Raw genomic sequence first — 21,725 nt, forward strand, 5'->3', positions numbered from 1 at the left:
GCTACTGTAACAGGCCGAGGTTAAGTCGAACGCGAAGTATTCGAGGCGGATACGGTGGCGGGTCGGCACCGCAGCGCGAAATCCGCCGCCACCTGCCCCCCCATCGTCATTGCGAGCGTAGCGAAGCAATCCGGCGGCAGGGAATGTGGCTGGATTGCTTCGCTACGCTCGCAATGACGAGGGACAGGGACTCACCCCAGTCCGACCAGCGAGATCTGGCGGCCGTAGGACAGTTCGCCGCGGTGTGTGGCGCGGCGGAAGGAGTAGAATCGCTCCGCATCGGTGTAAGTATCGAGGCGCAGGCCCTCGACCCTGCCGATTCCGGCGGCGCGCAGGCGGCACAGGACGTAGCCTTCGAGGTCGAACTGGAAGTGATCCGGCCGCCCTTCGGCGAAGAAGCGCATGTTGGGCAGGTCGTCGGTGACGAAACGGTCGCGGAAGGCCGCGTCCACTTCGTAGGATTCCTGCGCGATGCACGGACCTACCGCCGCGACGATGCTTTCCCGGCGGGCACCGAGCGCCTCCATCGCGGCGATGGTCGAATCGGTGACGCCGCCGATCGCGCCGCGCCAGCCGGCGTGGGCTGCGCCGATCACCCCGGCTTCGCGGTCGGCGAACAGCACCGGCGCGCAGTCGGCGGTGAGGATGCCGAGGACCACGCCGGGCCGGTTGGTGACGATGGCGTCGGCCTTGGGGCGCTGGTCGACTTTGGCTCCCTCCGACCACGCCTCCTCGCCCAGCGTCACGCAGTCGGCGGAGTGGACCTGATAGACCGTGATCAGCCGCGCGCCGGGGAGCACCGCCGCAGCGGCGATCTCGCGGTTGCGCTCGACGAGGTCGAGGTCGTCGCCCGAACCGCGCCCGACGTTGAGGCCCGCGACCTCGCCTTCACTCAGGCCGCCGCGACGACCGAGAAAGCCGTGCGGCAGGCCGTCGAGCAGAGTGGCGCGGTTGACCTCGACCGATTCCGTGGCTGCTTCCGGCACCAGGTCAGCCAAGGGACTTCGACACCTGTTCGCGCACGTCGCGCGAAAGGTCGGGCATCGCGGCGATCCGTTCCAGTTCGGCGCGCATCATCGCCGCGCGGACCGGCTCGATCCGTCGCCAGCGGCCGAGCGAGGGCACGAAGCGCGCCGCCGTCTGCGCGTTGATCGGGTCGAGGCGACGGATCAGGTCGCCGATCATGCGGTAGCCCTCGCCGCTCTCGTGATGGAACGCGGTCGGGTTCACCGCCGCCGCCATGTAGAGCGCGCGCACGCGGTTGGGGTTGGTCATGGTGAAGTCGGCGTGCTTCGACAGCGCGGCGATCTGCTCCAGCACCCTGGGATTGAGCGCCCCCGCCTGCAGCGAGAACCACTTGTCGATGACCAGCGCATTGCCTTCGTAGCGCAGGTGGAAGTCCGCCAGCGCCATCTCGCGCTCGGGCGCATCGAGGTTGGCGAGGACCATCAGCGCGCCCTGGCGGTCGGTCATGTTGTCCGCCGCCTGGTACTGCGTGAAGGCGCGGCTTGCGCCCTCCACCGGATCGCCCGCGGCGATGAGGACGAGCGCCTGCGTCTTGATCTTGCGGGCGCCGCGCGCTGCGGCCTCGCGCGAGTAGGGCACGGCGACGGCGCGGTCGTGCAGGGCTTTCAGCGGCGCGGCCAGTTCGGTGCCCAGCCAGCGCTTGAGCGCCTCGCGCTCGGCATGGATGGCGCCGGGGTCGGAGATGGCGAGCTGCTCGGCAAGGTAGCTCTCGGCGGGCAGGATCATCAGCTCGCCGCGCATCAGGTCGTCGAGCGCCGGGTCGGCGATCACCGCGCCGAACGCCTGCACGATGGCGGCGCGCCCCTCGGCCCGCGCGGCATCGTCGAGCGTGCCGGACACGGCGGCGACGAGGTGCTGGACGACGAGGCCCTGCATCGCCTCGTAGCGCGCGAACGGATCGTCGTCATGCGCGGCGAGGAACACGGGGTCGGCGTTGTCGCGCGCGAAGTCGATCGCCACCGGGGCGGAGAAGCCGCGATTGATCGAGAGTACCGGCATCCTGGCGAAACCGTCGAAGGTGAAGGTGTCGGTGTCCTTGTCGAGCACGATGAGCTGCTCGCCGGAATGCTCGCCGGTGTCGCGGTCGAACAGGGCGATGCGCAAGGGGATCGGCATCGCCTGCTTCTCGGGCTGGCCGGGCGTCGCCGGGACCGTCTGGGTGAGCTTCAGCACCGCCTTGGTGCCGTTCAGTGCAAGCTCGACGGCGACCTGCGGGGTGCCGGCCTGCGAGTACCAGAGGCGGAATTGCGTGAGATCCAGCCCGGTGCCGTCCTCGATCGCGCGGACGAAATCCTCGCAGGTCGCGGCCTCTCCGTCATGCCGGTCGAAGTAGAGATCGGTGCCTTTCCGGAACTTCTCAAGGCCCGCCATGGTGCGCATCATGCGGATCACCTCGGCGCCCTTGTTGTAGATCGTCGCGGTGTAGAAGTTGCTGATTTCCTGATAGGAATCGGGACGGATCGGGTGCGCCAGCGGCCCCGAATCCTCGGGGAACTGGGCGACGCGCAGGACGCGCACGTCCTCGATCCGCTTGACCGCCTCGCTGCCCATCGCCGAGCTGAACAGCTGGTCGCGCAGCACGGTGAAGCCTTCCTTGAGGCTGAGCTGGAACCAGTCGCGGCAGGTCACGCGGTTGCCCGACCAGTTGTGGAAGTATTCGTGCCCGATCACCCCCTCGACCGCGTCGTAATCGCCGTCGGTCGCCGTCTCCGGATCAGCGAGGACGTAACGGGTGTTGAAGACGTTGAGCCCCTTGTTCTCCATCGCGCCCATGTTGAAATCGGACACGGCGACGATGTTGAACAGGTCGAGATCGTACTCTCGCCCGAACGCTTCCTCGTCCCACTTCATTGAATTGATGAGGGAATCCATGGCGTGCTGGGTGCGGTCCTCGTCCCCCGGGCGGACCCAGATGTTAAGGTCGACCTTGCGCCCGCCCATCGTCTCGAACGTGGCGTGGTTGGCGATGAGGTCACCCGCCACCAGCGCGAAGAGGTAGCTCGGCTTGGGCCAGGGATCGTGCCATTCGGCCCAGTGCGTGCCGCCCTCGCCCTCGCCCTGATCGGTGCAGTTGCCATTGGCGAGCAGGATCGGAAACTTCGCCTTCTCGCCGCTCATCCGCACCGTGTAGGTGGAGAGCACGTCGGGACGGTCCGGGAAGAAGGTGATGCGGCGGAAACCCTCGGCCTCGCACTGCGTACAGAGCATCCCGTTCGAGGCGTAGAGGCCCATGAGCTGGCTGTTCGCGCCGGGATTGAGCGCGGTCTCGATCTCCACCGCATGCGCGTCGCCGGTCAATTCGACGAGCAGGTCCGCGCCGTCGAGCCGCCAGTCGTTCGCCTCGCGCCCGTCCACCCGCACCGCGAGCGGGGCGATCTGGTCGCCGTTGAGACGCAGCGTGGTCGCGCCGTTTCCGGCGGGGTTGCGGGTGACGGAGAGGGTCGCGGTGACATGCGTGGCATCCACGCCGAGGCGGAAGTCCAGCGCCACTTCGGGCACCAGCCAGGCCGGAGCCAGGTAATCCTCGCGCCGGATGACCGGCGGGGAGATCGGCGCCGGGGCGGCATCGGCGATCTGGGTGTTCTCGACGGGCTCGGAGGGTCTGCTGGCGATGTCCATGTGCGTTACTTAGAGCGTCGCCGGGCGATTGCCAGCGGCGCATTCGAGGATTCGTCGTCCCGGACTTGATCCGGGACCGGTGGCGGTCTTTAGGTGTGCGCCACGCCGTAGAAGGACACCCCATGCCCCGCCTGTTCATCTTCGGCCTCGGCTACACCGCCAGCGTCATCGCCACGCTGTTCGCGGCGCGCGGGTGGGAGGTGATCTCGACCGGGCGCGAGGGAACACTGTCGTTCGAGGACGAGGGCAGCGTGCGCCTCGCCCTTGCCGATGCGGACCATGTGCTGTCCTCGGTCCCCCCGGGTCGCGAGGGGCGGGGCGAGCCGCTCGATCCGGTGCTGGAACGCTACGGCGACGCGCTACGCGGAAAGCCCCTGTCCTACCTCTCCTCCACCGGCGTCTACGGCGATGCCGGCGGCGCATGGGTGGACGAGAGCGCGCCTACCGGCACCGGTCGCCGCACCGCCCGCGCAGAGGCCGACGCGGCATGGCTGGCAGTGGGCGCGCGGGCCTATCGCCTGCCCGGCATCTACGGCCCCGGCCGCTCGATGCTGGAGCGCGTGGCGGAGGGCCGCGCTCACCGCATCGACCTGCCGGATCAGGTGTTCAGCCGGGTCCATGTCGAGGATATCGCCGCGGGCGTGTTCGCCGGGATCGGCGCGCCGGGCGGGGCCTACAACCTCGCCGACGACCTGCCCTGCCCGCAGAACCGGCTGGTCGAGGAGGCCTGCCGCCTCACCGGGTTGCCGTTGCCGCCGTTGCAGACGCTGGAGCAGGCGAACCTGTCCCCCATGGCGCGGGCGTTCTATGCGGAGAACCGCCGCGTCGCCAACGGCAAGGCCAGGCGCGTGCTCGGCTGGCGGCCGCGCTATCCGACTTACGTGGAAGGGCTAGCCGCGCTTGCGCGTGGCGAGGGCGATCACCAGCCCGGATAGAGCGAGGACCGCGCCGCCCGCCGCCAGCGTGGTCCAGCGATAGCCCTCGAACAGCGTCGAGAGCGCCATCGCCACTACCGGCACCGCGACCCCGTTGTAGGCCGCGCGGCCCGGGCCAAGCTCGCGGATCAGCATGAAGTAGAGCGGGAACGTCACCACCGAACCGGCGATGGCGAGGTAGAGGATGCCCGCGAGATACTCCCACCGCGTCTCGATCACCGGCGGCCCGGCGGTGGCGAGGCTGAAGCCGATGTCGACCAGCGTGCCCCAGAACATGGCCCAGGCGATCATCGGCACGATCGGCTGCGCGCGGCCCACCGGCCCCGCCTGCAACACGTTGGCGACCGAGGCGCTCAGCAGCCCGGCGCAAGTGAACAGCAGGCCGAGCAGGATCGCGCCTTCGGGCGGAGCGGTGCGGTATTCGTGAATCATCAGCAGCGCGATGCCGCCCATCGCGACCACCGACCCGGCGATGAAGCCCGGCCCGACATGCTGCTTGAGGAATACCCGCGCCAGGACCGCGTTCGGCACCATCAGCAGCGCGTAGAACACCGCCACCAGCCCCGAGGTCAGGTGCATCTCCGCCCGGTAGACGAACTGGAAGTTGCACACGAACTGCGCCAGCCCGACGAGCAGCGCGAAGATCATGCCCTGCCGCGACAGCCGCAGCGATTCGCGCCGGACCAGCGCAAAGGCGAACATGCCGGCGCAGGCGACGAGGAAGCGGTAGGTGATCGACCACGTCGCCGGGACCGAGCCAACCTGATCCTTGATGACCAGCCAGGTCGACCCCCAGATCGCGGTGACGACCAGGAACGCGACGATCACTTTCGTCCGCGAGGCAGGCGCCTCGACCGTCGTGCTCATAGCGCCGCCAGCGCCTTGACCAGCGCCATGACGTGCCCGTCCTTCGCATCCCACGACGTCACCAGCCGCGCCGCGTCGGCGCCCCAGTCGTAGAAGGCGAAGCCTTGCGCGCGCAGGGCCTCACGCTCGGCGGCGGTGCAGGTGAGGAAGATCTCGTTGGCCTCCACCGGATGGAGCAGGCGCTCGGGCGCGGCGGCGGCGATGGCAACGGCGGCGGCGTTGGCGGCGCGCGCGTTCTCCAGCCACAGGTCGTCGGCCAGCATGGCGAGGATCTGCGCGGCCATGAAGCGGCCCTTGGACTGGAGGTGCCCCGCCCGCTTGCGCCGATAGCGGATGGCCTTCGCGGCCTCGACGTCGAAGAAGACGATGGCTTCCGCGCCCATGCCGCCGTTCTTGACGAAGCCAAAGCTCAGCGCATCGACATCGCCCGCCGCCTCGGCCGGGGTGCAGCCAAGGTGCGCCACGGCATTGGCGAAGCGCGCCCCGTCCATGTGCAGGCCAAGCCCGCGCGCCTTGGCAAAGGCGGCGATTTCGGCGACTTCGGCGGGGCGGTAGACGCAGCCGTATTCGCTCGCCTGCGTGATCGAGATTGCGTGGGGCTGGACCTGATGCACGTCGTCGCGGATCGGGTCGATCACGGCGGTGAGGGTCTGCGGCGTCACCTTGGCACTCTGCCCGTCGGCCAGCAGCAGCTTGGCGCCGTGGAGGAAGAAGCCGGGCGCGCCCGCTTCGTCCATCTCGATATGCGCCTCGCGGTGGCAGACGACGGCGCCGTGCGGCGGCACCATGGCGGCGAGGGCGAGGCAGTTGGCCGCCGTCCCGCTCGCCACCCACAACACCGCGCACTCGCGCCCGAACAGGTCCGAGAACACGCCGTCGAGGCGGCCGCTCAGCGAGTCGTTGTCGTAAGGCGCATCGGGCGCGTCGGCCGCCATCATCGCGCGCCAGACGGCGGGGTGGACGGCGGCGGCATTGTCGGAGTTGAACTGCATGGCCATATGCACTGAAAGCGCGACGAGCCCCCGTCAAGCGCAGAGCGAGGAGCATCCATGGTTGGCGTGACCATTACCAAGCACGAGAACGGAACCTCGGGCGAATATCAGGCCCATGTCGCCGACAGCGACCACATCGGCCGCCTCACCTGGACCGAGCGCGACGGCGTGCGCTACGCCGATCACACGCTGGTCCCGCAGGCCATCGGCGGGCGCGGCGTCGCCGGGCGACTGGTCGAGGCGATGGTGGCGGACGCGCGCGAGAACGGCTTCCGCATCGCGCCGCTGTGCAGCTACGTGGACGTGGCGTTCAAGCGCCACCCGGAATGGGCCGACGTCAGGGCCTGAGTTCAGCCCAGCCCGTCCGACAGGAAGCGCGTCGCCAGCCCCGCAAGGAAGGCGGCGCCGCGCGGCAGGACGGTTTCGTCGACCATCATCTTCGTCGAGTGGATGCCGCAGCAGTGGCGCCAGTCCGCGCCTTCGTGGCTGACGCCGAGGAAGAACATCGCGCCGGGCACTTTCTCCAGCACGTAGGCGAAATCCTCCGCGCCCATGATCGGGTCGGCCAGGCGCAGGAAGGCCGCCTCCCCCAGCAACTCGCGCGCCACGCCCTCTCCGAACTCGACGGCGGCGGCATCGCAGACGGTGACGGGGAAGCCTTCGAGGATATCGACCTCCGCCATCAGCCCGTGCGCGCCTGCGATCCCGGCGGCGAGCAGCGGGAGTTCCTCCTTCAGCCGCGCGCGGTTGGCCGCGGAGAGGGTGCGCATCGTGCCGACCATCTTCGCGGAGTCGGAGATGACGTTGTGGGCGCTGCCGGCCTCGATCTTCGCGATGGTGACGACCACCGGATCGAACACGCTGAACCGGCGCGCCACCATGGTCTGGATGGCGCCGACGATCTCGCAGGCGATCGGCACCGGGTCGAGCGTGTCGTGCGGCATCGAGGCATGGCCGCCGCGCCCGGTGACGGTGATGGTGATCTGATCCGCCGCCGCCATGAGCGGCCCCGCGCGCCCGCCGACGAGGCCATGCGGCGCATTGGGCATGACGTGGAGCGCGAAGGCGGCATCGGGCAGCGGGCGGTCGAAGCCTTCCCCGCCGAGCAGCCCGTCCTCCAGCATGAAGCGGGCGCCGTGATAGCCCTCCTCGCCCGGCTGGAACATGAAGCGGACCTCGCCCGCCAGTTCGTCTACCCGGTCCGCCAGAATCTGCGCCGCGCCTGCCAGCATGGCGACGTGGGTGTCATGGCCGCAGGCGTGCATGGTGCCGGGGATGGTGGAAGCGAAGTCCAGCCCGGTCTCCTCGGGCATCGGCAGCGCGTCCATGTCGCCGCGCAGCAGCACGCAGCGACCGGGTCCGGCCCCGCCCTTCAGCGTGGCGACGAGGCCGGTGGTCGATGGCCCCTCCACCCATTCCAGCGGCAGGTGGGCCAGCGCCGCGCGGATCTTGTCGCGGGTCTTCGGGGTATGGAGCCCGATCTCGGGCTCGGCATGGATGGCGCGGCGCAGGGCCACGATGCTGTCGGAAAGGGCGGCGGCTTCGGCGACGAGGGAGGCTGTCATCCCGGCATGATACCCCGGACCGCCCGCCTGTCGAGCCGCGTCACTCGTTGCCGGACACTTCCGCATCGTCTGGAAGGCCGACCGAGATCTGTCCGCCCTCGACCTGCTTGAGCGTGCGCCACGCCATCAGGCCCATCGCCACGTAGGACACCGCCCCCGCCAGCGCCACGGCCCAAGCCGCGCCGCTCGGGCCGAGGGGAATGAACTGCCACAGCCCGAAGCCCAGCGCGACAACCGCGATCAGCCGCGCCGTCAGCGAATGGCGCGCCCGCCCGGTCGAGTGCAGCACCGGCTCGAAGGCCACGCTGGCAAGGTCGAAGCTGGCGGCGATGGCAAGCGGGATCAGGATCGACGCGCCGCTCTCGAAATCGTCGCCGCCGATCATCGCCAGCAGCGTCTCGCCCGCGAAGTAGGCGACCGCCACCACGGCGATGCCCGCACCGCCTGCGATCAGGCTGGTCTGGAGCGCGAGCTTGCGGAACTCGTCCGCCTTGGAGGCGACCCGCACGCGCGCGACTTCGGCGTAGACCGAGCGGGTCAGCAGCGTCGACAGCTTGCTCAGCGCCTGCGAGAGCTGCGAGGCAAGGCGATAGAGGCCCGCCGCACGCGTGCCCACCCAGCCGCCGACGACGAGCAGAGGCCCGTTCTTGATGATCGCGTCGGTCGCCGATCCCATGTAGGTAACGAGGAAGAACTGCGTGACGCCGGGGTTCTCCCGCAGCGCCTGCCGCAGCTGGAACAGGTAGGACAGCTTCACCGCCTGCGGGCACAGCCGCCGCGCCATGATCCAGTAGAGGATGGCCTCGAGGATATCGATCGCCGCCCAGGCGGCAAGAAACCGCCCGACGCTCGGCCCGGTCGCCCAGATCAGCAGCGCGGCGACGAGGCGTCCGCTCGGCACGATGGCCTCTACATAAACGGCCATGTCGAAGCGGTTGAGCGCGCGCACCATGCCGGTCGGCGCGGACACCAGCGCCCAGAGCGATCCGACGCAGAACAGGAACGCCACGTCGATGTAGGACGGGTTGAGGTCCAGCACATGCGCGAAGCCGTAGATCATGACCGCCGCGAGCGCGCAGCCGAGCACCGCGCCGACCGCGTCGATCACCCCGCACAGCATTCCGAGGCGCCCGAACTTGTCCCACTCCTGCGCGTGGACATGCTCGGAACCGTAGCGGACCACGACCCGCCAGGTCTGGAACCCGGCGAGCGCGATGAGCGCCTGCGCGGTGCCGAAGATCAGCGAAAAGTGGCCGAAATCCTTGAGGCCCAGCGTGCGCGTCTGAATGGCGAGGTAAGCGAGGCCGCAAACCGCACCGAAGCCCTTGCCGCCGAGCAGCCAGGCCGTGTTCTGGAGTATCCGCCCTAGCGGAGATGCACTCTCCTGGCGGTAGCGTTTGGCGGACATTGGCTCGCATGTGAACGAGGGTGATGACAGTTGCAAGGGTGTGGCTCGCTCTGTTGTATGGATGCGGGACGGATCGCCCCGCCAGAGCTTTCCCTTTCTTGCTGCAGTCGCTAGATGCCGCCCTTCCTCCAAGCAGACTGAATGACACATGATCGAACATGCAATCCTTCTCAGCGCCGGTCAGGGTTCGCGCCTGCTGCCCCTCACGGCGGAGCGTCCCAAGTGCCTGATCGACTTCTCCGGTCGCTCGCTGATCGAATGGCAGATCGAGATGCTGGCGCGCGGCGGGGTGAAGCGGATCGACGTCGTCACCGGCTTCATGACCGACATGCTGGAGGAGCACCTCAATTCCATCCGCGACCCGCGCGTGGAGATCACGGTGCGCTTCAACCCGTTCTTCAAGGTCGCCGACAACCTCGGCTCCTGCTGGATCGCGCGCGAGGCGATGCGCGGCGATTTCCTGATCCTCAACGGCGACACGCTCGTCTCGGAGGAGATCGTCCGCAAGGTCCAGCAGGGCGCGACCGGCCCTGACGGCAAGCCCTGGCCGATCACCGTGACCGTCGATGTGAAGGCTGACGGCTACGACAGCGACGACATGAAGGTCGAACGCAGCCCCGAAGGCCGCCTGATCCACATCGGCAAGACGCTGACCCCGGCGCAGTCGAACGCCGAATCGATCGGCTTCCTCGCCTTCCGGGGCGAAGGCGCGGACCTGTTCCGCGAAACCGTCCGCCAGGCCATGCGCACGCCCGAGGGCGTCCAGCACTGGTATCTCAAGGTGATCGATTCGATCGCCCCCACCGGTAAGGTCGGCACCGTCTCCATCGAGGGCCTGAACTGGGCCGAGGTGGACTTCCTCAACGACATCGAGATCGCGACGAAGCTGACCGATACGTGGTGATCGGCCGAGGGCCGGTCATTTCGAACCTTCTTCGTCATTGCGAGCGCAGCGAAGCAATCCAGCGTCGTGGGCCGACCGTGGATTGCTTCGCTGCGCTCGCAATGACGATTAAAAGAGCACGTCGTCCCGGACCTGATCCGGGACCGCTGGCGGTTTGCGTCGAGGGGGCTTCGACAGGCTCAGCCTGAGCGGAATTGAAGGTTCTTACGCCAACCCCGCTCACCCTGAGCTTGTCGAAGGGTCATGGTTGAGCCTGTCGAAGCCCCCGCGGCATAAACCGCCGTCAGCCGAAGTACCCCTTCAGCCACGCCACCAGCGCATCCAGATCCGCGCCCTCCAGTACAACCGCGTGGCCAAGGTCCGGCACCTTGGGCCAGCCGCAGTCCACGAACTCGCGGCCCTGCCACTCGCGCGCGCCCTCGTAGCGGGGGATGACGTGGAAATGGACGTGCGGGTCCACCATCATCAGCATCAGGTAGTTGAGCCTGGCATAGCCGACCGCCTCGCCCAGCGCCGCTTCGATCGCGGTGGTGACGGCCTTGAGCTCGGCATGGGCTTCGGCGGGCAGGTCGCCGAATGCGGTGGCGTCGCTCTTGGCCGCCAGCACCAGCGAGCCCAGCGTCGGCTGCGCGGGGCGCGTCAGCACGACCCAGTGCGCGAACTCGGCGACCGTGGTCGCGGGCCAGCCGAACTTCTCGAGCGTCGCGTTCATCGTGTCAGCCTTCCGCCAGCCAGGAGGTGATCGTACCGCCCCTCGCCCGCACGATCCATGCCTGAACGAGCCGGACGGCGTGGATCAGGCACGACAGCGCCGTCCACCACGCGACGGCGATGAGGCCGATGTCGGGGCGCGCGAAGATCATGGCGACGAACAGGATCACCATGTTCGGATTGCGGCGCGCGGTGATGAGGCGGAACCTGCTGTCGAACGGTCGCCAGACGTGGATGTGCATCAGCCCGTTCTGGCGCATGAACGCACCCTCGATCAGCCGCTGGACGACATAGCCTCCCTGAATCGCGCCCTGCACCCACCAGAACGTCGTCGTGTCGTAGGCAAGGCCCCATGCGCCAAGCCCGGTCGCCCAGAACCACCACCAGAACGGCGGATGGACAAGGTCCATGCCATGATCGAACACGTTGCCCCAGGCCGAGGACGTGATCGTGCAGCGCGCCAGCTTGCCGTCCACGGTGTCGAGCACCATGAACACCAGTCCCGTCGCCATGCCCGCCCAGTAATGCCCATAAGCGAACAGGGCAGTTGCAATGACGCAGAACACCGCGCCGACGGTCGTGACCTGATTGGGCGTGATCCCGAACTTCGCACACACGCGCGTCAGCACCAGCGCCCACTCGGGCCAGAGGTACTTGGTCAGGACATCGGTCACGCCCTTGTACGCGCCGAAGTAGCTGGCCCGCTCGATCGGCCGCAAAGTGGACGCAATCAGCGGCATCAGGAACGGTGTCTCCCGCTTGCGCAACTGCTTGTTTTCAATGGTCGGTCGGTCCTCGTAGGCCACCGTCAGGAGCCCCTTGGTGTCGTTCAGTACCGTGTTCGACGCCATGGCGTGGGCGATTCGGGCCGCCTGATCCGCATCTGCTGCATGTGCGAGAGCCGGAACACCGCCCAGAGTCAACACCATGCCCGGCCTCCCGGTGATGTGCGCAAACCACGCCGGATCCCACGCAAAAGCGGCATTCGAGAGGATCGCCGGCCCCTCCGGCACCGTCTCGACAGGCTCCAGCCCCGCCGCGCGGGCGATCCTGCCGACCCGCTGAGAAGGGCTAAGACCCCAGAGTTTAACGGGATTTTCGCCGATCGTCGCCACCGGCAGCACTTGCGTATTCTGGACCATGGACCGGCACGTAATGCCTTGGACACGCAGTGACAATGCGCCGCCCCCGGTTGCTCCGAATCCGTGTCAATACGGTCACAAGCGCCATCAAACTGTAACGCAAATGTGTCAGAGCATGTTTCTGGGTGATTTTACGGGCGGGCGACACTACATGGGTCGTCGTGCACGGAAGCATTCACACCTTCGAAACGCTGCCGATCTTCGGCGAGCTTGGTCGCCGGGACGGGGCGCGCACGGTGCGTCCGGTCCGTCGTGGGCGCGCGGTTCCCCTCGTCGGCATCGTCCGTAATCCCCGCAGCCATCGCAACAAGGGCGTCTCGCCCGAGATGGCGGATTGCTCCAACATTCTCACGCAGACCCCGCGCACCCGCGAGGAACTGCACGGCACGCTGAGCGAGTTCGCCCGCCGCGGCGTCGACTACCTCGTGGTCGATGGCGGCGACGGCACCGTGCGCGACGTGCTTTCCGCAGGCGCCGACATCTTCGGCGACGACTGGCCGACCTTCATCGTGCTGCCCAAGGGCAAAACCAACGCACTGGCGGTCGACCTCGGCCTGCCCAACCGCTGGTCGCTGGCCGAAGCACTGAGTTCTGCCCATCGCGGCAAGACGATCGCGCGCAGCCCGCTGCGCATCTCCCCCGCCGACGGAACCGCACGCTGCGTGCAGGGTTTCATCCTCGGCACCGGCGTCTTCTCGATCGCCACCGAGGCCGGGCAGGAGGCGCATCGCCGCGGCCTGTTCAACAGCTTCGCAGTAGGCCTGACGATCCTCTGGGGCGTCGTCCAGACGCTGTTCGGCGGCGCCCGCAACGCATGGCGTGTCTGCACGCCGACCCGCATCGTCGATCGCCGCAGCGGCGAGCATCTGCCGTATCATGGCAAGGGCAACGCGGATGAGCGCTACCTGACCATTGCGACCACGTTCGAGCGCTTCCCGCTCGGCGCGCGGCCTTTCGGACGTCATCCGGCACCCGGCCTGAAGCTTGCCGTGGTCGACTGGCCCGTGCGCTGGCTGATTGCCCTGCTTCCGGCGATGATGTTCGGCCTGAACCTGCCGTTCCTCGCTCGCAAGGGCGCGCAGCGCGTGAGCGCCCGTGAGGTCGAGATGGACATCGGCGGCTCGTTCATCCTCGATGGCGAGGCATTCCCGGCAGGTCGCTATGTCCTTGAGGAAGGCCCGCAGATCAACTTCGTCGTCCCCTGACGATCTGTTGACCGCAGGCCTTTGACGGCGCGGGCTTGTAATTGCCGCAAGCCTGTCCGATGCACGCCGCGATGAGCGCGCAGTCCCCCCTCCATGATCGCATCGCCGCCGCCCTGACGCGCGAGGTCGTGCCCGAAGTGCGCGCCTTCGCCGAGCGGCTGGCGAACGAAGCGGGTGCGCTGGGCGTGCTGTTCTACGGCTCCAACCTGCGCACCGGGTCGCTGGAAGGCGTGCTCGACTTCTACGTGCTGCTGCCCGGCCCGCAGGTCGAGCGCATCTGGCCGCGCGTCAGCTACCACGAATGGACGCACGGCGGCGTGCCGCTGCGCGCCAAGGTCGCCACGATGGCGCTGGAAACCTTCGCCGCCGCCGCCGCCGGAGAGCACCTCGACACCACGATCTGGGCGCGTTTCGTCCAGCCGAGCGCGCTTGCCTGGCAGCGCGATGCGGCGGCGGGCGAGGCCGTGGCGCAGGCCGTCGCGGGCGCGGCGCGCACCGCCGCGCGACTGGCCGTGGCGCTGGGCCCCGCGACCGGCACTCCCGAAGACTACTGGCGCGCGCTGTTCCGCGCGACTTACGCCGCCGAATTCCGCGTCGAGAAGGCAGGCCGCGAGGATTCGATCCTCGCCGCCAACCGCGCGCACTTCGACGGATTGCTGCCGCTTGCGCTCGATGCCGCAGGCGTGGCGTTCTCGCAGGATGGGAGCACGATCAGGCCCATGCTCGATCCGCGCGACCGGGCGCGCACGCTCGGCTGGTGGAAGCGCCGCCAGCGCCTCGGCAAGCCCTACAACGTCCTGAGGCTGCTCAAGGCCTCGACCACGTTCGAGGGCGCAGCCCGCTATGCCGCGTGGAAGATCGAGCGCCACACCGGCGTTCCCGTGACGATCACACCATGGCGCGAACGCCATCCCATCCTCGCCGCACCGGGCGTTCTCTGGCAGGTCTGGCGCGGCAAGCGGGAGCGCGCTGCATGACGACGTCGAAGATTCCGGCCGTTCTGGTCCTCGCCGGGTCGCGGCCCGGTGCGCCAGATCCGGTCGCCGACGCGGAAGGCGTGGCGCACAAGGCTCTCGTCGAGATCGCCGGTCGGCCGATGCTCGCCCTCGTCGTCTCTGCACTGCGCGATGCGGGGATCGAGCGTATCGCCGTCTCCGCCAGCGAGCCGCAAGTCCGCGACCTCGCCCTCCGGCTGGGCTGCGAGGTGCTGGCGACCGGCACGGGGCCAAGCGCGAGCGTCGCCATCGGCCTCGACGCCCTTTCCGCACCGCTGCTGGTGACAACCAGCGACCATGCGCTTCTCAAGGGCGAGTGGGTGCGCGATTTCCTTGCCGATACGCCCGAGGGCAGCGACGTCGCCGTCCTGCTCGCCCGGCGCGAGGCGATCGAGGCCGCCATGCCCGGCAGCCGCCGCACCTACCTGCGCTTCGCGGACGGCCACTGGTCGGGCTGCAACCTGTTCCTGCTCGCCACCAGCCGGGCAGGCCTCGCCATCGAGACATGGAAGATGGTCGAGGCCGACCGCAAGCGCCCCTGGCGCATCGCCGCGCGGCTCGGTCTCGGCATGCTGGTGAGCTACGCGCTCGGCCGCCTGACGCTGGCCGAGGCCATCGGAAGATTGGGTCGCCGGATCGGCGTAACCGCCAGCCTCGTCGCCGCGCGGGACGGGCTTGCGGCGGTGGATGTCGACAAGCCCGCCGATCTCGTGGACGCCCGCGCCATCATGGATGCGCGCGGGGCCTGAGGGCTCACATGTACTTCATCTGGATGCGGATCGACTTCACGCCCTCGCCCACGGGCACGCCGACCTTGGTGTAGCTCGGCTTGCCGAGGTTGAAGATGTTGATCGACGGGTTGTTGGACATCGCGCCGCCATCGGTGCGGATGTCCGTCTCGCCGTTGCCGTTGACGTCGTGACGCACCGCGACGCCGTAAGTGCCCGAAGCCGGGACCGGCACGCAGAAGGTCATCGTGCCCGCCTTCGCAGGCACTTCAATGCGCGAGAGCCACTTGCCCTTGACCAGCCACTCGCCCGAGGTCGCGCGATAGGACTGGACGCGCAGCTTGCCGGAGGACGACTTGATGCCGTCGACGGTCACCATCATCGCCGGGCCCTTGTCGGACTGGCAGCGGGCGGGTTCGTTGCGGATTTCGTTGCGATAGGCTTCGGCCAGCGCCGGAGCAGGCGCGGCAAGCCCGGCGACCGCGCTCAGGGCGAGCGCGAGGGACGAGCGGTGAAGCAGGGTTCTGGAAATGGTCTTGGTCATCTCTTTCCCGTGTAGTCGACTCATGGGTGGCAGGCCACCGGCCCGCTTGAAACCCGTTTCGGAGCGCGAAGTGCCCCAGACGCCGTGAATGACCTCTGAACCTTCTGTTACGGCGCTGGAAAGCCCCGGCTCGTCGCATAGTCGCCGAAAAGCGGCGAAACCGGGCCTTGCCACAAGATCGCGTGTGGAAAACGGCAGGCCGAACGCTTGTCGCCCCAAGATGTGGTGGCGTATTCCGGGGAAAAGGAGCGTTCGTTAAACTGCCATGACAACCCCGCTGATTTCCCCTTCGATCCTGTCCGCCGATTTCGCCCGGCTTGGCGAGGAAGTGCGCGCCATCGACGAAGCCGGGGCCGACTGGATCCACGTCGACGTCATGGACGGCCATTTCGTTCCCAACATCACCATCGGCCCGGCCGTGGTGAAGGCCCTGCGCCCGCACAGCGCCAAGCCTTTCGACGTCCACCTGATGATCTCCCCGGTGGACACCTATCTCGAGGCTTTCGCGGAAGCTGGCGCCGACTACATCACCGTCCACCCGGAGGCCGGTCCGCACGTCCATCGCACGGTGCAGACGATCCACAACCTCGGCAAGAAGGCCGGCATCTCGCTCAACCCGGCGACGCCCGCCAAGATGCTCGATTACCTGATCGACGAGATCGACCTCGTCCTCATCATGAGCGTCAACCCCGGCTTTGGCGGGCAGAGCTTCATCTCCAGCCAGCTTCGCAAGATCGAAGCGGTGCGCAAGATGATCGACAAGTCGGGCCGCGATATCCGGCTTGAGGTCGACGGCGGCGTCGATGCGCGCACCGCACCGCTGTGCGTCTCCGCAGGCGCCGACGTGCTCGTCGCGGGCTCGGCCACCTTCAAGGGCGGTCCGTCGCAGTATGCAGCCAACATCCGCACACTGAAGGGGCTCGACCTGCCGTGAACTTCACCGCCCGCCCGCCGCTTGCGCCACGGAACCCGGAGACTTCACGGGCTGTTCCCTTGTCGCAGGCGGCCGTGGAGGGCGTGATGAACGAAACCATGGAAGAGACGCGCCCTGCCCCTGCGGCAGCCAATCCGGTCGAAGTGATCGAGCCCGGCCATATCGAGCCGGGCCGGGCGCTGGCGCTCGTCGATTTCTCGCCGCCCTCGGTCGGCGTCGGCGAACGTCTGATCCGCATGGCCTACCGCATGGGCGTGCCGGGGGCGATGCTGTCCGGACCGGTCGGCAAGAAGGCGCGCACGCGGCTGCTGGCGACCGTCAACAACACCCTGCCCGGCAGCCGCAGCGCGGGCACCGCCATCCGCGCGGGCCACTTCATGGTCCACGGCGCGAAGACGCCGATCGCGCAGGTCGATTTCGCCGGTGCCGCGCGCATGACGCCGCCACTGGAGAAGGTCGTCCACTCCTTCTCCTGGCTGACCGACCTCGAAGCCTGCGCCGCGCGCGAACAGGGCGCGCCGGTGGCCGAGCGCATTCTCAGCGCATGGCTACAGGCCAATCCCAAGCCGCCTGCCAAGCCCGGCAAGTCCCCCGCCTGGAGCGTGGGGAACACCGGCACGCGACTGGCGAACTGGCTGGCCCATGCGCCGCTGATCCTGTCGGGCGAAAAGGCGCTGCGCTCCCGCACGCTGGCGCACATCGCCGCGACCGCGCGCTGGCTCGATCGTCACGTCACCAATGCCGAGGACGGGCTGGCCGAAGTGGCGGGCTGGGTCGGCATCGTCGCGGCCGGGCTGCTGCTGCCCGATGGACGTCCGCGCCGCCTCTATGGCGAGGCTGGACTCATCAAGGCGCTGGGCGAACTGATGGGCGACGACGGCGGCGTGCTTTCGCGCAGTCCGCTCGCGCAGATGGAGGCGATCGCGCTGCTGGTGCGGCTGCGCAACTGCTACCACGCGACCCGCCGCGATGCGCCGTCCTCGGTCGAGCGTGTGGTCGAACTGCTGGTGCCCCCGCTGCTCGCCCTCACCCATGGCGATGGCGGGCTGGGTTCATGGCAGGGCGGCTGGGCAGTCGATGCGGTCGACCTCGAGGCGCTGATCCATGCCAGCGGCGTGCGCACGCGCCCGCTGCGCGACGTGCGCCAGTGGGGCTACCAGCGCGTCTCCGCCCACAAGTCGATCCTGCAGTTCGACACCGCCCCGCCGCCGATGCCCGCGCAGGCCCGCTTCGGCTGCGCCTCGACGCTGGCGTTCGAACTCTCCCACGGCGCGCACCGCCTCATCGTCAACTGCGGCGGCGCGGCGAGCGGCGGCGGGCTGGTGCCGGTGCGGCTGGAGCAGGGCCTGCGCGCCACCGCCGCGCATTCGACGCTGACGCTGGACGACGCCAACTCCACCGCCGTGCTCATCAACGGCATGATCGGTTCGGGCGTCACCGAAGTCGCGGTGGACCGCAAGACGCTGCCGCAGGAAAAGGGCGCCAACGCCACCCGTCTCGACGCCAGCCACAACGGCTATGCGGCGCGGTACGGCCTGACCCACCAGCGCATCCTGTTGCTGCGCGATGACGGCACGGAACTGCGCGGCGAGGATCTGCTCGTCCCCGCCGGGAAGAAGGGCAAGCGCGGCAAGGTCGGCTTCGCGATCCGCTTCCACCTCGGCCCGGAAGTCGATGTGAACCTGACGGCGGACGGCAGAGGCGCCGGTCTGTCCCTCCCCGACGGGAGCTACTGGCAGTTCCGCTCCGCCGCGGACGAGGGCGAGGTCACGGTGGAGGACTCGCTCTGGGTCGATGGACAGGGGCGGCCGCAGGCGACCCAGCAGATCGTCGTGCAGGGCATGGTCTCGCGCGGCGGCGGCACATTCGGCTGGATCATCAAGAAGATGAACTGAGAGGCCGCGCCGCGTCCGGCCTTCCCGCCGGGACAAAGCGACGCAGCGCCCTTGCCCCCTTCCCCCTCGCAGCCTAAGGGCGCGCGCGAAGAGACATTCGCCAGGGAAGCCCGCCTCATGACCGATTCCGTCCAGATCCGCCGCGCCTTGCTTTCGGTATCCGACAAGACGGGGCTCGCCGAACTCGGCAAGGTGCTGAGCGATCGCGGCGTCGAGCTGGTCTCGACCGGCGGCACCGCCAAGGCGCTGCGCGATGCGGGCCTGACGGTGAAGGACATCTCCGAGATCACCGGCTTCCCGGAGATGATGGACGGCCGCGTCAAGACGCTGCACCCGATGGTGCATGGCGGCCTGCTGGCGGTGCGCGACAATCCCGAACATGCCGCCGCGATGGCCGAGCACGCCATCGGCGCGATCGATCTCGTCGTCGTCAACCTCTACCCCTTCGAAGCGACTGTTGCGAAGGGTGCGAGCCGCGACGAGATCATCGAGAACATCGACATCGGCGGCCCCTCGATGGTCCGCTCGGCGGCCAAGAACCACGCCTACGTCACCATCGTCACCGACCCCGGCGACTATGAGGGGCTGATGGTCGAACTGGAAGCGACCGACGGTTGCACCACGCTGGGCTTCCGCAAGCTGATGGCCGCGCGCGCCTATGCGCAGACCGCCGCCTACGATTCGATGATCTCGCAGTGGTTCGCCTTCGCCGATCAGGGCCTTGAGTTCCCCGAGATGCTGAGCGTCAATGGCCGCCTGTCGACGACCCTGCGCTATGGCGAGAACCCGCACCAGAAGGCCGCGCTCTACACGCCGGTCGGTCCCTTCACCAAGGGTCTGGCGCAGGCCGAGCAGGTGCAGGGCAAGGAACTGTCCTACAACAACTTCAACGACGCCGACGCCGCCTTCGAACTCGCCGCCGAGTTCCGCGGCCAGAAGCCTGCCGTCGTCATCGTCAAGCACGCCAATCCCTGCGGCGTGGCACAGGGCGACTCGCTGCTCGACGCCTGGAACGGCGCGCTGGCGTGTGACGACGTCTCGGCCTTCGGCGGCATCGTCGCGGTCAACCAGACGCTCGACGGCCCGACCGCCGAGGCGATCTGCAAGATCTTCACCGAAGTCGTCGTCGCGCCCGACGCAGACGAGGAAGCGCGCGAATTCTTCGCGAAGAAGAAGAACCTGCGCCTGCTGCTGACCGGCGAACTGCCCGATCCGCGCCGTCCCGGCCTCTCGGTCCGCCAGATCACCGGCGGCCTGCTGGTGCAGGGCCGCGACAACGGCGCCATCGCCTTCGACGACCTCAAGGTCGTGACGAAGCGCGCGCCGACCGATCGCGAACTGGCCGACTGCCTCTTCGCCTGGACCGTGGCCCGCCACGTCAAGTCGAACGCGATCGTCTACGCAAAGGACGGCGTGACGGCAGGCATCGGCGCCGGGCAGATGAACCGCCGCGACTCCTCGCGCATCGCGGCGATGAAGGCGGCGGAAGCTGCCGAGAAGTTCGGCTGGGACGCCGCGCGCACCGTCGGCTCGGCAGTGGCGTCGGACGCCTTCTTCCCCTTCGCCGATGGCCTGCTGGCCGCTGCCGAAGCGGGCGCGACGGCAGTCATCCAGCCGGGCGGCTCGATCCGCGACGACGAAGTGATCGCCGCTGCCGACGAAGCCGGCCTCGCCATGGTCTTCACCGGCATGCGCCACTTCAAGCACTAAGGGCCGGTACGCAGGACAGCAGGAGAAGACGCGACGATGACGCTGACCGCATTCGGCCCGCTCGTCGTCGTCGGCTTCCTTGCCGGTCTCACCATCGCCGCCGTCCTGCTGCGTCTCGGCAAGCTCCGCTCACCCGCAAGCGCACTGGCGGCGGCCGCCCTGCCCTTCGGCTGCGCGGCGCTGCCGGTCGCGATCCTTGTCACATTTTCGGTGATTATGGCGGTTTCAGGTCACTGAGCCCGATTGTTCCCGCCGTTCGTCCCGCCAGGTCAACCGTTCGTCGAAGAATCGGGATGTGAACCCTTTTGTTCACTGGACCGCAATCCATTTCCGGCCAAAGGGGCGCCACGCCTTAATCGACCGGCCTTTTCCCGGTCCCTGAGAGACAAATTCGAAAGCCGATCCGTCATGGGTATCTTCAAAGCCGACTTCTACCGCTACTTCGCCTTCGGCTTCGCTGGCGGTGCTCTGCTGGTGCTCGGCGCGATGGGGATCGGCCACGTCTCGCCGCTGTCGAGCGACCTGGTGCCGCCCGCGCAGGCCGCCCAAGCCGAGTGATCTCAGGCGGAGTAATCCGAGCACCGATTGCCTAGCGGTGCGACAGGCCCCATATGGGGCTTATGTCCGGCAACCATAACCACCACGAACATTCCGGCGACAATCTCGTCAAGGCCGCCCGTCACGCTCTCGTCGATGCGGGCGAGCAGTGGACCGAGATGCGCGCCGATGTCTTCTCCGCCCTTGCCGAGCGGGAACGCCCCGCCTCGGCCTACGACCTTGCCGAAAGCGTCTCGACGCTGCGCGGCAAGCGCGTCGCCCCCAACAGCGTCTATCGCATCCTCGACCTGTTCGTGCGCACCAACCTTGCGCGCCGGGTGGAGAGCGCCAACGCCTACGTCGCCAACAGCCACCCCGGCTGCCAGCACGACTGCATCTTCCTGATCTGCGACAGTTGCGGGCAGGCGGTCCACATCGACGACGACAAGCTGACCGGCGCCCTCATCGCCGCCGCCAAGGGCGCGGGCTTCGCCGACGTTCGCCCGGTGGTGGAACTGCGCGGCATCTGCGCGGACTGCAACTAGGCCGATTCGGTCAGGCTCAGGTTGTTGCCGTCGGGATCGTTGAACCACGCGACTTTGGCGCCGCCTCCGGGTGCATGCCACACTCCGTCGGCATCCTGCCCGAACCCTTCGTAGATCTGGAAGACGACGCCCTTGGCCCGCAGGGCTGCCATCGTCGCGGCCATGTCCGGCACGGACCATCCCAGCACGGTATGGCCGCTCGGCACATGGCCCGGCACCGGCGTCAGCCTGAGAGTGGCCTCCCCGCCCAGCGCGTAGGTCGTGGCGAAGTCGTCGCGCCCCGCCTCCGCAAGTCCAAGCACATCGGTGTAGAAGGCCTCTGCTCGGGCGCGATCAGTCGTCAGCACGAATGCTATGGGTCGGGCAGCAGGAACGATAGACACGGCAAGTCCTTTCCTTGTGCAAGCGTTCTGCATTTCAGCGCGATATTACGAAAGCCGTCAATCGACACGTCCGCAACAAG

At 68.3% G+C, this 21,725-nt stretch carries 22 protein-coding genes; 12 read left to right on the forward strand and 10 right to left on the reverse strand.

The window, feature by feature from the left end:
* Positions 1 to 191 precede the first annotated feature (191 nt).
* Positions 192 to 998 carry a peptidoglycan editing factor PgeF gene (gene pgeF, locus LO787_RS19170; RefSeq protein ID WP_232492579.1) on the reverse strand — a complete coding sequence of 269 codons (807 nt, stop codon included), beginning with the start codon at positions 996 to 998 and terminating at the stop codon, positions 192 to 194.
* The gene (gene pepN / locus LO787_RS19175) at positions 991 to 3,645 is read right to left on the reverse strand and encodes an aminopeptidase N (protein WP_232492580.1); all 2,655 of its coding nucleotides are present in this window, start codon (positions 3,643 to 3,645) and stop codon (positions 991 to 993) included. The genes pgeF and pepN overlap by 8 nt, the downstream gene beginning before the upstream one ends.
* 122 nt (positions 3,646 to 3,767) lie before the next feature.
* Between pepN and LO787_RS19180 the strand changes: the two genes are divergently transcribed.
* Entirely contained in the window at positions 3,768 to 4,580 is an 813-nt protein-coding gene (locus LO787_RS19180; RefSeq protein ID WP_232492581.1) for a Rossmann-fold NAD(P)-binding domain-containing protein, read from the forward strand.
* Here the strand turns inward: LO787_RS19180 and LO787_RS19185 are convergent.
* Both LO787_RS19185 and LO787_RS19190 read right to left on the reverse strand, forming a co-directional pair.
* On the reverse strand, positions 4,536 to 5,447 hold the full coding sequence (locus tag LO787_RS19185; RefSeq protein ID WP_232492582.1) for a DMT family transporter: 912 nt from the start codon (positions 5,445 to 5,447) through the stop codon (positions 4,536 to 4,538). The two genes, LO787_RS19180 and LO787_RS19185, sit on opposite strands and share 45 nt — an antisense overlap.
* Positions 5,444 to 6,439: a threonine aldolase family protein gene (locus tag LO787_RS19190; protein ID WP_232492583.1), complete on the reverse strand. Its 996-nt coding sequence runs from the start codon at positions 6,437 to 6,439 to the stop codon at positions 5,444 to 5,446. Before LO787_RS19190 ends, LO787_RS19185 begins: the two co-directional genes overlap by 4 nt.
* 57 nt (positions 6,440 to 6,496) lie before the next feature.
* Between LO787_RS19190 and LO787_RS19195 the strand changes: the two genes are divergently transcribed.
* Positions 6,497 to 6,787, forward strand: coding sequence for a GNAT family N-acetyltransferase (locus LO787_RS19195; protein WP_232492584.1), 291 nt, complete (start codon positions 6,497 to 6,499; stop codon positions 6,785 to 6,787).
* A 2-nt stretch (positions 6,788 to 6,789) separates the two neighbouring features.
* Here LO787_RS19195 and LO787_RS19200 read toward each other — a convergent pair whose 3' ends face one another.
* The gene (locus tag LO787_RS19200) at positions 6,790 to 8,004 is read right to left on the reverse strand and encodes a M20 metallopeptidase family protein (RefSeq protein WP_232492585.1); all 1,215 of its coding nucleotides are present in this window, start codon (positions 8,002 to 8,004) and stop codon (positions 6,790 to 6,792) included.
* A 40-nt stretch (positions 8,005 to 8,044) separates the two neighbouring features.
* Positions 8,045 to 9,412, reverse strand: coding sequence for a lipopolysaccharide biosynthesis protein (locus LO787_RS19205; protein WP_232492586.1), 1,368 nt, complete (start codon positions 9,410 to 9,412; stop codon positions 8,045 to 8,047).
* A 148-nt stretch (positions 9,413 to 9,560) separates the two neighbouring features.
* Between LO787_RS19205 and LO787_RS19210 the strand changes: the two genes are divergently transcribed.
* Positions 9,561 to 10,316 carry a phosphocholine cytidylyltransferase family protein gene (locus LO787_RS19210; RefSeq protein WP_232492587.1) on the forward strand — a complete coding sequence of 252 codons (756 nt, stop codon included), beginning with the start codon at positions 9,561 to 9,563 and terminating at the stop codon, positions 10,314 to 10,316.
* A gap of 283 nt (positions 10,317 to 10,599) precedes the next feature.
* Here LO787_RS19210 and LO787_RS19215 read toward each other — a convergent pair whose 3' ends face one another.
* Positions 10,600 to 11,028 (reverse strand): HIT family protein, encoded by a 429-nt coding sequence (locus LO787_RS19215; RefSeq protein WP_232492588.1) that lies wholly within the window; start codon positions 11,026 to 11,028, stop codon positions 10,600 to 10,602.
* A gap of 4 nt (positions 11,029 to 11,032) precedes the next feature.
* Complete coding sequence (locus LO787_RS19220; RefSeq protein WP_232492589.1) at positions 11,033 to 12,169, reverse strand: CDP-alcohol phosphatidyltransferase family protein; 1,137 nt, start codon at positions 12,167 to 12,169, stop codon at positions 11,033 to 11,035.
* A 161-nt stretch (positions 12,170 to 12,330) separates the two neighbouring features.
* On the opposite strand from LO787_RS19220, the gene LO787_RS19225 reads away from it, so the two are divergent.
* From LO787_RS19225 to LO787_RS19235, 3 genes are all read left to right on the forward strand, one after another.
* Positions 12,331 to 13,374, forward strand: a complete 1,044-nt coding sequence (locus LO787_RS19225; RefSeq protein WP_232492590.1) for an acylglycerol kinase family protein — start codon at positions 12,331 to 12,333, stop codon at positions 13,372 to 13,374.
* A gap of 71 nt (positions 13,375 to 13,445) precedes the next feature.
* Complete coding sequence (locus tag LO787_RS19230) at positions 13,446 to 14,351, forward strand: hypothetical protein (protein ID WP_232492591.1); 906 nt, start codon at positions 13,446 to 13,448, stop codon at positions 14,349 to 14,351.
* The gene (locus LO787_RS19235) at positions 14,348 to 15,118 is read left to right on the forward strand and encodes a nucleotidyltransferase family protein (RefSeq protein WP_232492592.1); all 771 of its coding nucleotides are present in this window, start codon (positions 14,348 to 14,350) and stop codon (positions 15,116 to 15,118) included. The genes LO787_RS19230 and LO787_RS19235 overlap by 4 nt, the downstream gene beginning before the upstream one ends.
* Positions 15,119 to 15,122: 4 nt before the next feature.
* On the opposite strand, the gene LO787_RS19240 is transcribed toward LO787_RS19235, so the two are convergent.
* Positions 15,123 to 15,641: a DUF2141 domain-containing protein gene (locus tag LO787_RS19240; RefSeq protein WP_232492593.1), complete on the reverse strand. Its 519-nt coding sequence runs from the start codon at positions 15,639 to 15,641 to the stop codon at positions 15,123 to 15,125.
* Between the two features lie 265 nt (positions 15,642 to 15,906).
* On the opposite strand from LO787_RS19240, the gene rpe reads away from it, so the two are divergent.
* From rpe to LO787_RS19270, 6 genes are all read left to right on the forward strand, one after another.
* On the forward strand, positions 15,907 to 16,575 hold the full coding sequence (gene rpe, locus LO787_RS19245) for a ribulose-phosphate 3-epimerase (protein ID WP_232492594.1): 669 nt from the start codon (positions 15,907 to 15,909) through the stop codon (positions 16,573 to 16,575).
* Between the two features lie 86 nt (positions 16,576 to 16,661).
* The gene (locus LO787_RS19250) at positions 16,662 to 18,470 is read left to right on the forward strand and encodes a heparinase II/III family protein (RefSeq protein WP_232492595.1); all 1,809 of its coding nucleotides are present in this window, start codon (positions 16,662 to 16,664) and stop codon (positions 18,468 to 18,470) included.
* Between the two features lie 117 nt (positions 18,471 to 18,587).
* Positions 18,588 to 20,180, forward strand: coding sequence for a bifunctional phosphoribosylaminoimidazolecarboxamide formyltransferase/IMP cyclohydrolase (gene purH / locus LO787_RS19255; RefSeq protein WP_232492596.1), 1,593 nt, complete (start codon positions 18,588 to 18,590; stop codon positions 20,178 to 20,180).
* A 36-nt stretch (positions 20,181 to 20,216) separates the two neighbouring features.
* Positions 20,217 to 20,417 (forward strand): hypothetical protein, encoded by a 201-nt coding sequence (locus LO787_RS19260; RefSeq protein ID WP_232492597.1) that lies wholly within the window; start codon positions 20,217 to 20,219, stop codon positions 20,415 to 20,417.
* A 171-nt stretch (positions 20,418 to 20,588) separates the two neighbouring features.
* Entirely contained in the window at positions 20,589 to 20,738 is a 150-nt protein-coding gene (locus LO787_RS19265) for a hypothetical protein (RefSeq protein ID WP_232492598.1), read from the forward strand.
* A gap of 62 nt (positions 20,739 to 20,800) precedes the next feature.
* Positions 20,801 to 21,262, forward strand: coding sequence for a Fur family transcriptional regulator (locus LO787_RS19270; protein WP_232492599.1), 462 nt, complete (start codon positions 20,801 to 20,803; stop codon positions 21,260 to 21,262).
* Here LO787_RS19270 and LO787_RS19275 read toward each other — a convergent pair.
* The gene (locus LO787_RS19275) at positions 21,259 to 21,645 is read right to left on the reverse strand and encodes a VOC family protein (RefSeq protein WP_232492600.1); all 387 of its coding nucleotides are present in this window, start codon (positions 21,643 to 21,645) and stop codon (positions 21,259 to 21,261) included. The genes LO787_RS19270 and LO787_RS19275 overlap by 4 nt on opposite strands.
* Positions 21,646 to 21,725: the final 80 nt, after the last annotated feature.

The sequence above is a fragment of the Novosphingobium kaempferiae genome (assembly GCF_021227995.1).
Lineage (GTDB): Bacteria > Pseudomonadota > Alphaproteobacteria > Sphingomonadales > Sphingomonadaceae > Novosphingobium > Novosphingobium kaempferiae.

Coding starts and splice junctions, on each gene's coding strand:
- pepN (WP_232492580.1), bottom strand. CDS start 3,645: ATGGACATCGCCAGCAGACCCTCCGAGCCCGTCGAGAACACCCAGATC.
- LO787_RS19180 (WP_232492581.1), top strand. CDS start 3,768: ATGCCCCGCCTGTTCATCTTCGGCCTCGGCTACACCGCCAGCGTCATC.
- LO787_RS19185 (WP_232492582.1), bottom strand. CDS start 5,447: ATGAGCACGACGGTCGAGGCGCCTGCCTCGCGGACGAAAGTGATCGTC.
- LO787_RS19190 (WP_232492583.1), bottom strand. CDS start 6,439: ATGCAGTTCAACTCCGACAATGCCGCCGCCGTCCACCCCGCCGTCTGG.
- LO787_RS19195 (WP_232492584.1), top strand. CDS start 6,497: ATGGTTGGCGTGACCATTACCAAGCACGAGAACGGAACCTCGGGCGAA.
- LO787_RS19200 (WP_232492585.1), bottom strand. CDS start 8,004: ATGACAGCCTCCCTCGTCGCCGAAGCCGCCGCCCTTTCCGACAGCATC.
- LO787_RS19205 (WP_232492586.1), bottom strand. CDS start 9,412: ATGTCCGCCAAACGCTACCGCCAGGAGAGTGCATCTCCGCTAGGGCGG.
- LO787_RS19210 (WP_232492587.1), top strand. CDS start 9,561: ATGATCGAACATGCAATCCTTCTCAGCGCCGGTCAGGGTTCGCGCCTG.
- LO787_RS19215 (WP_232492588.1), bottom strand. CDS start 11,028: ATGAACGCGACGCTCGAGAAGTTCGGCTGGCCCGCGACCACGGTCGCC.
- LO787_RS19220 (WP_232492589.1), bottom strand. CDS start 12,169: ATGGTCCAGAATACGCAAGTGCTGCCGGTGGCGACGATCGGCGAAAAT.
- LO787_RS19230 (WP_232492591.1), top strand. CDS start 13,446: ATGAGCGCGCAGTCCCCCCTCCATGATCGCATCGCCGCCGCCCTGACG.
- LO787_RS19235 (WP_232492592.1), top strand. CDS start 14,348: ATGACGACGTCGAAGATTCCGGCCGTTCTGGTCCTCGCCGGGTCGCGG.
- LO787_RS19240 (WP_232492593.1), bottom strand. CDS start 15,641: ATGACCAAGACCATTTCCAGAACCCTGCTTCACCGCTCGTCCCTCGCG.
- rpe (WP_232492594.1), top strand. CDS start 15,907: ATGACAACCCCGCTGATTTCCCCTTCGATCCTGTCCGCCGATTTCGCC.
- LO787_RS19250 (WP_232492595.1), top strand. CDS start 16,662: ATGAACGAAACCATGGAAGAGACGCGCCCTGCCCCTGCGGCAGCCAAT.
- purH (WP_232492596.1), top strand. CDS start 18,588: ATGACCGATTCCGTCCAGATCCGCCGCGCCTTGCTTTCGGTATCCGAC.
- LO787_RS19260 (WP_232492597.1), top strand. CDS start 20,217: ATGACGCTGACCGCATTCGGCCCGCTCGTCGTCGTCGGCTTCCTTGCC.
- LO787_RS19265 (WP_232492598.1), top strand. CDS start 20,589: ATGGGTATCTTCAAAGCCGACTTCTACCGCTACTTCGCCTTCGGCTTC.
- LO787_RS19270 (WP_232492599.1), top strand. CDS start 20,801: ATGTCCGGCAACCATAACCACCACGAACATTCCGGCGACAATCTCGTC.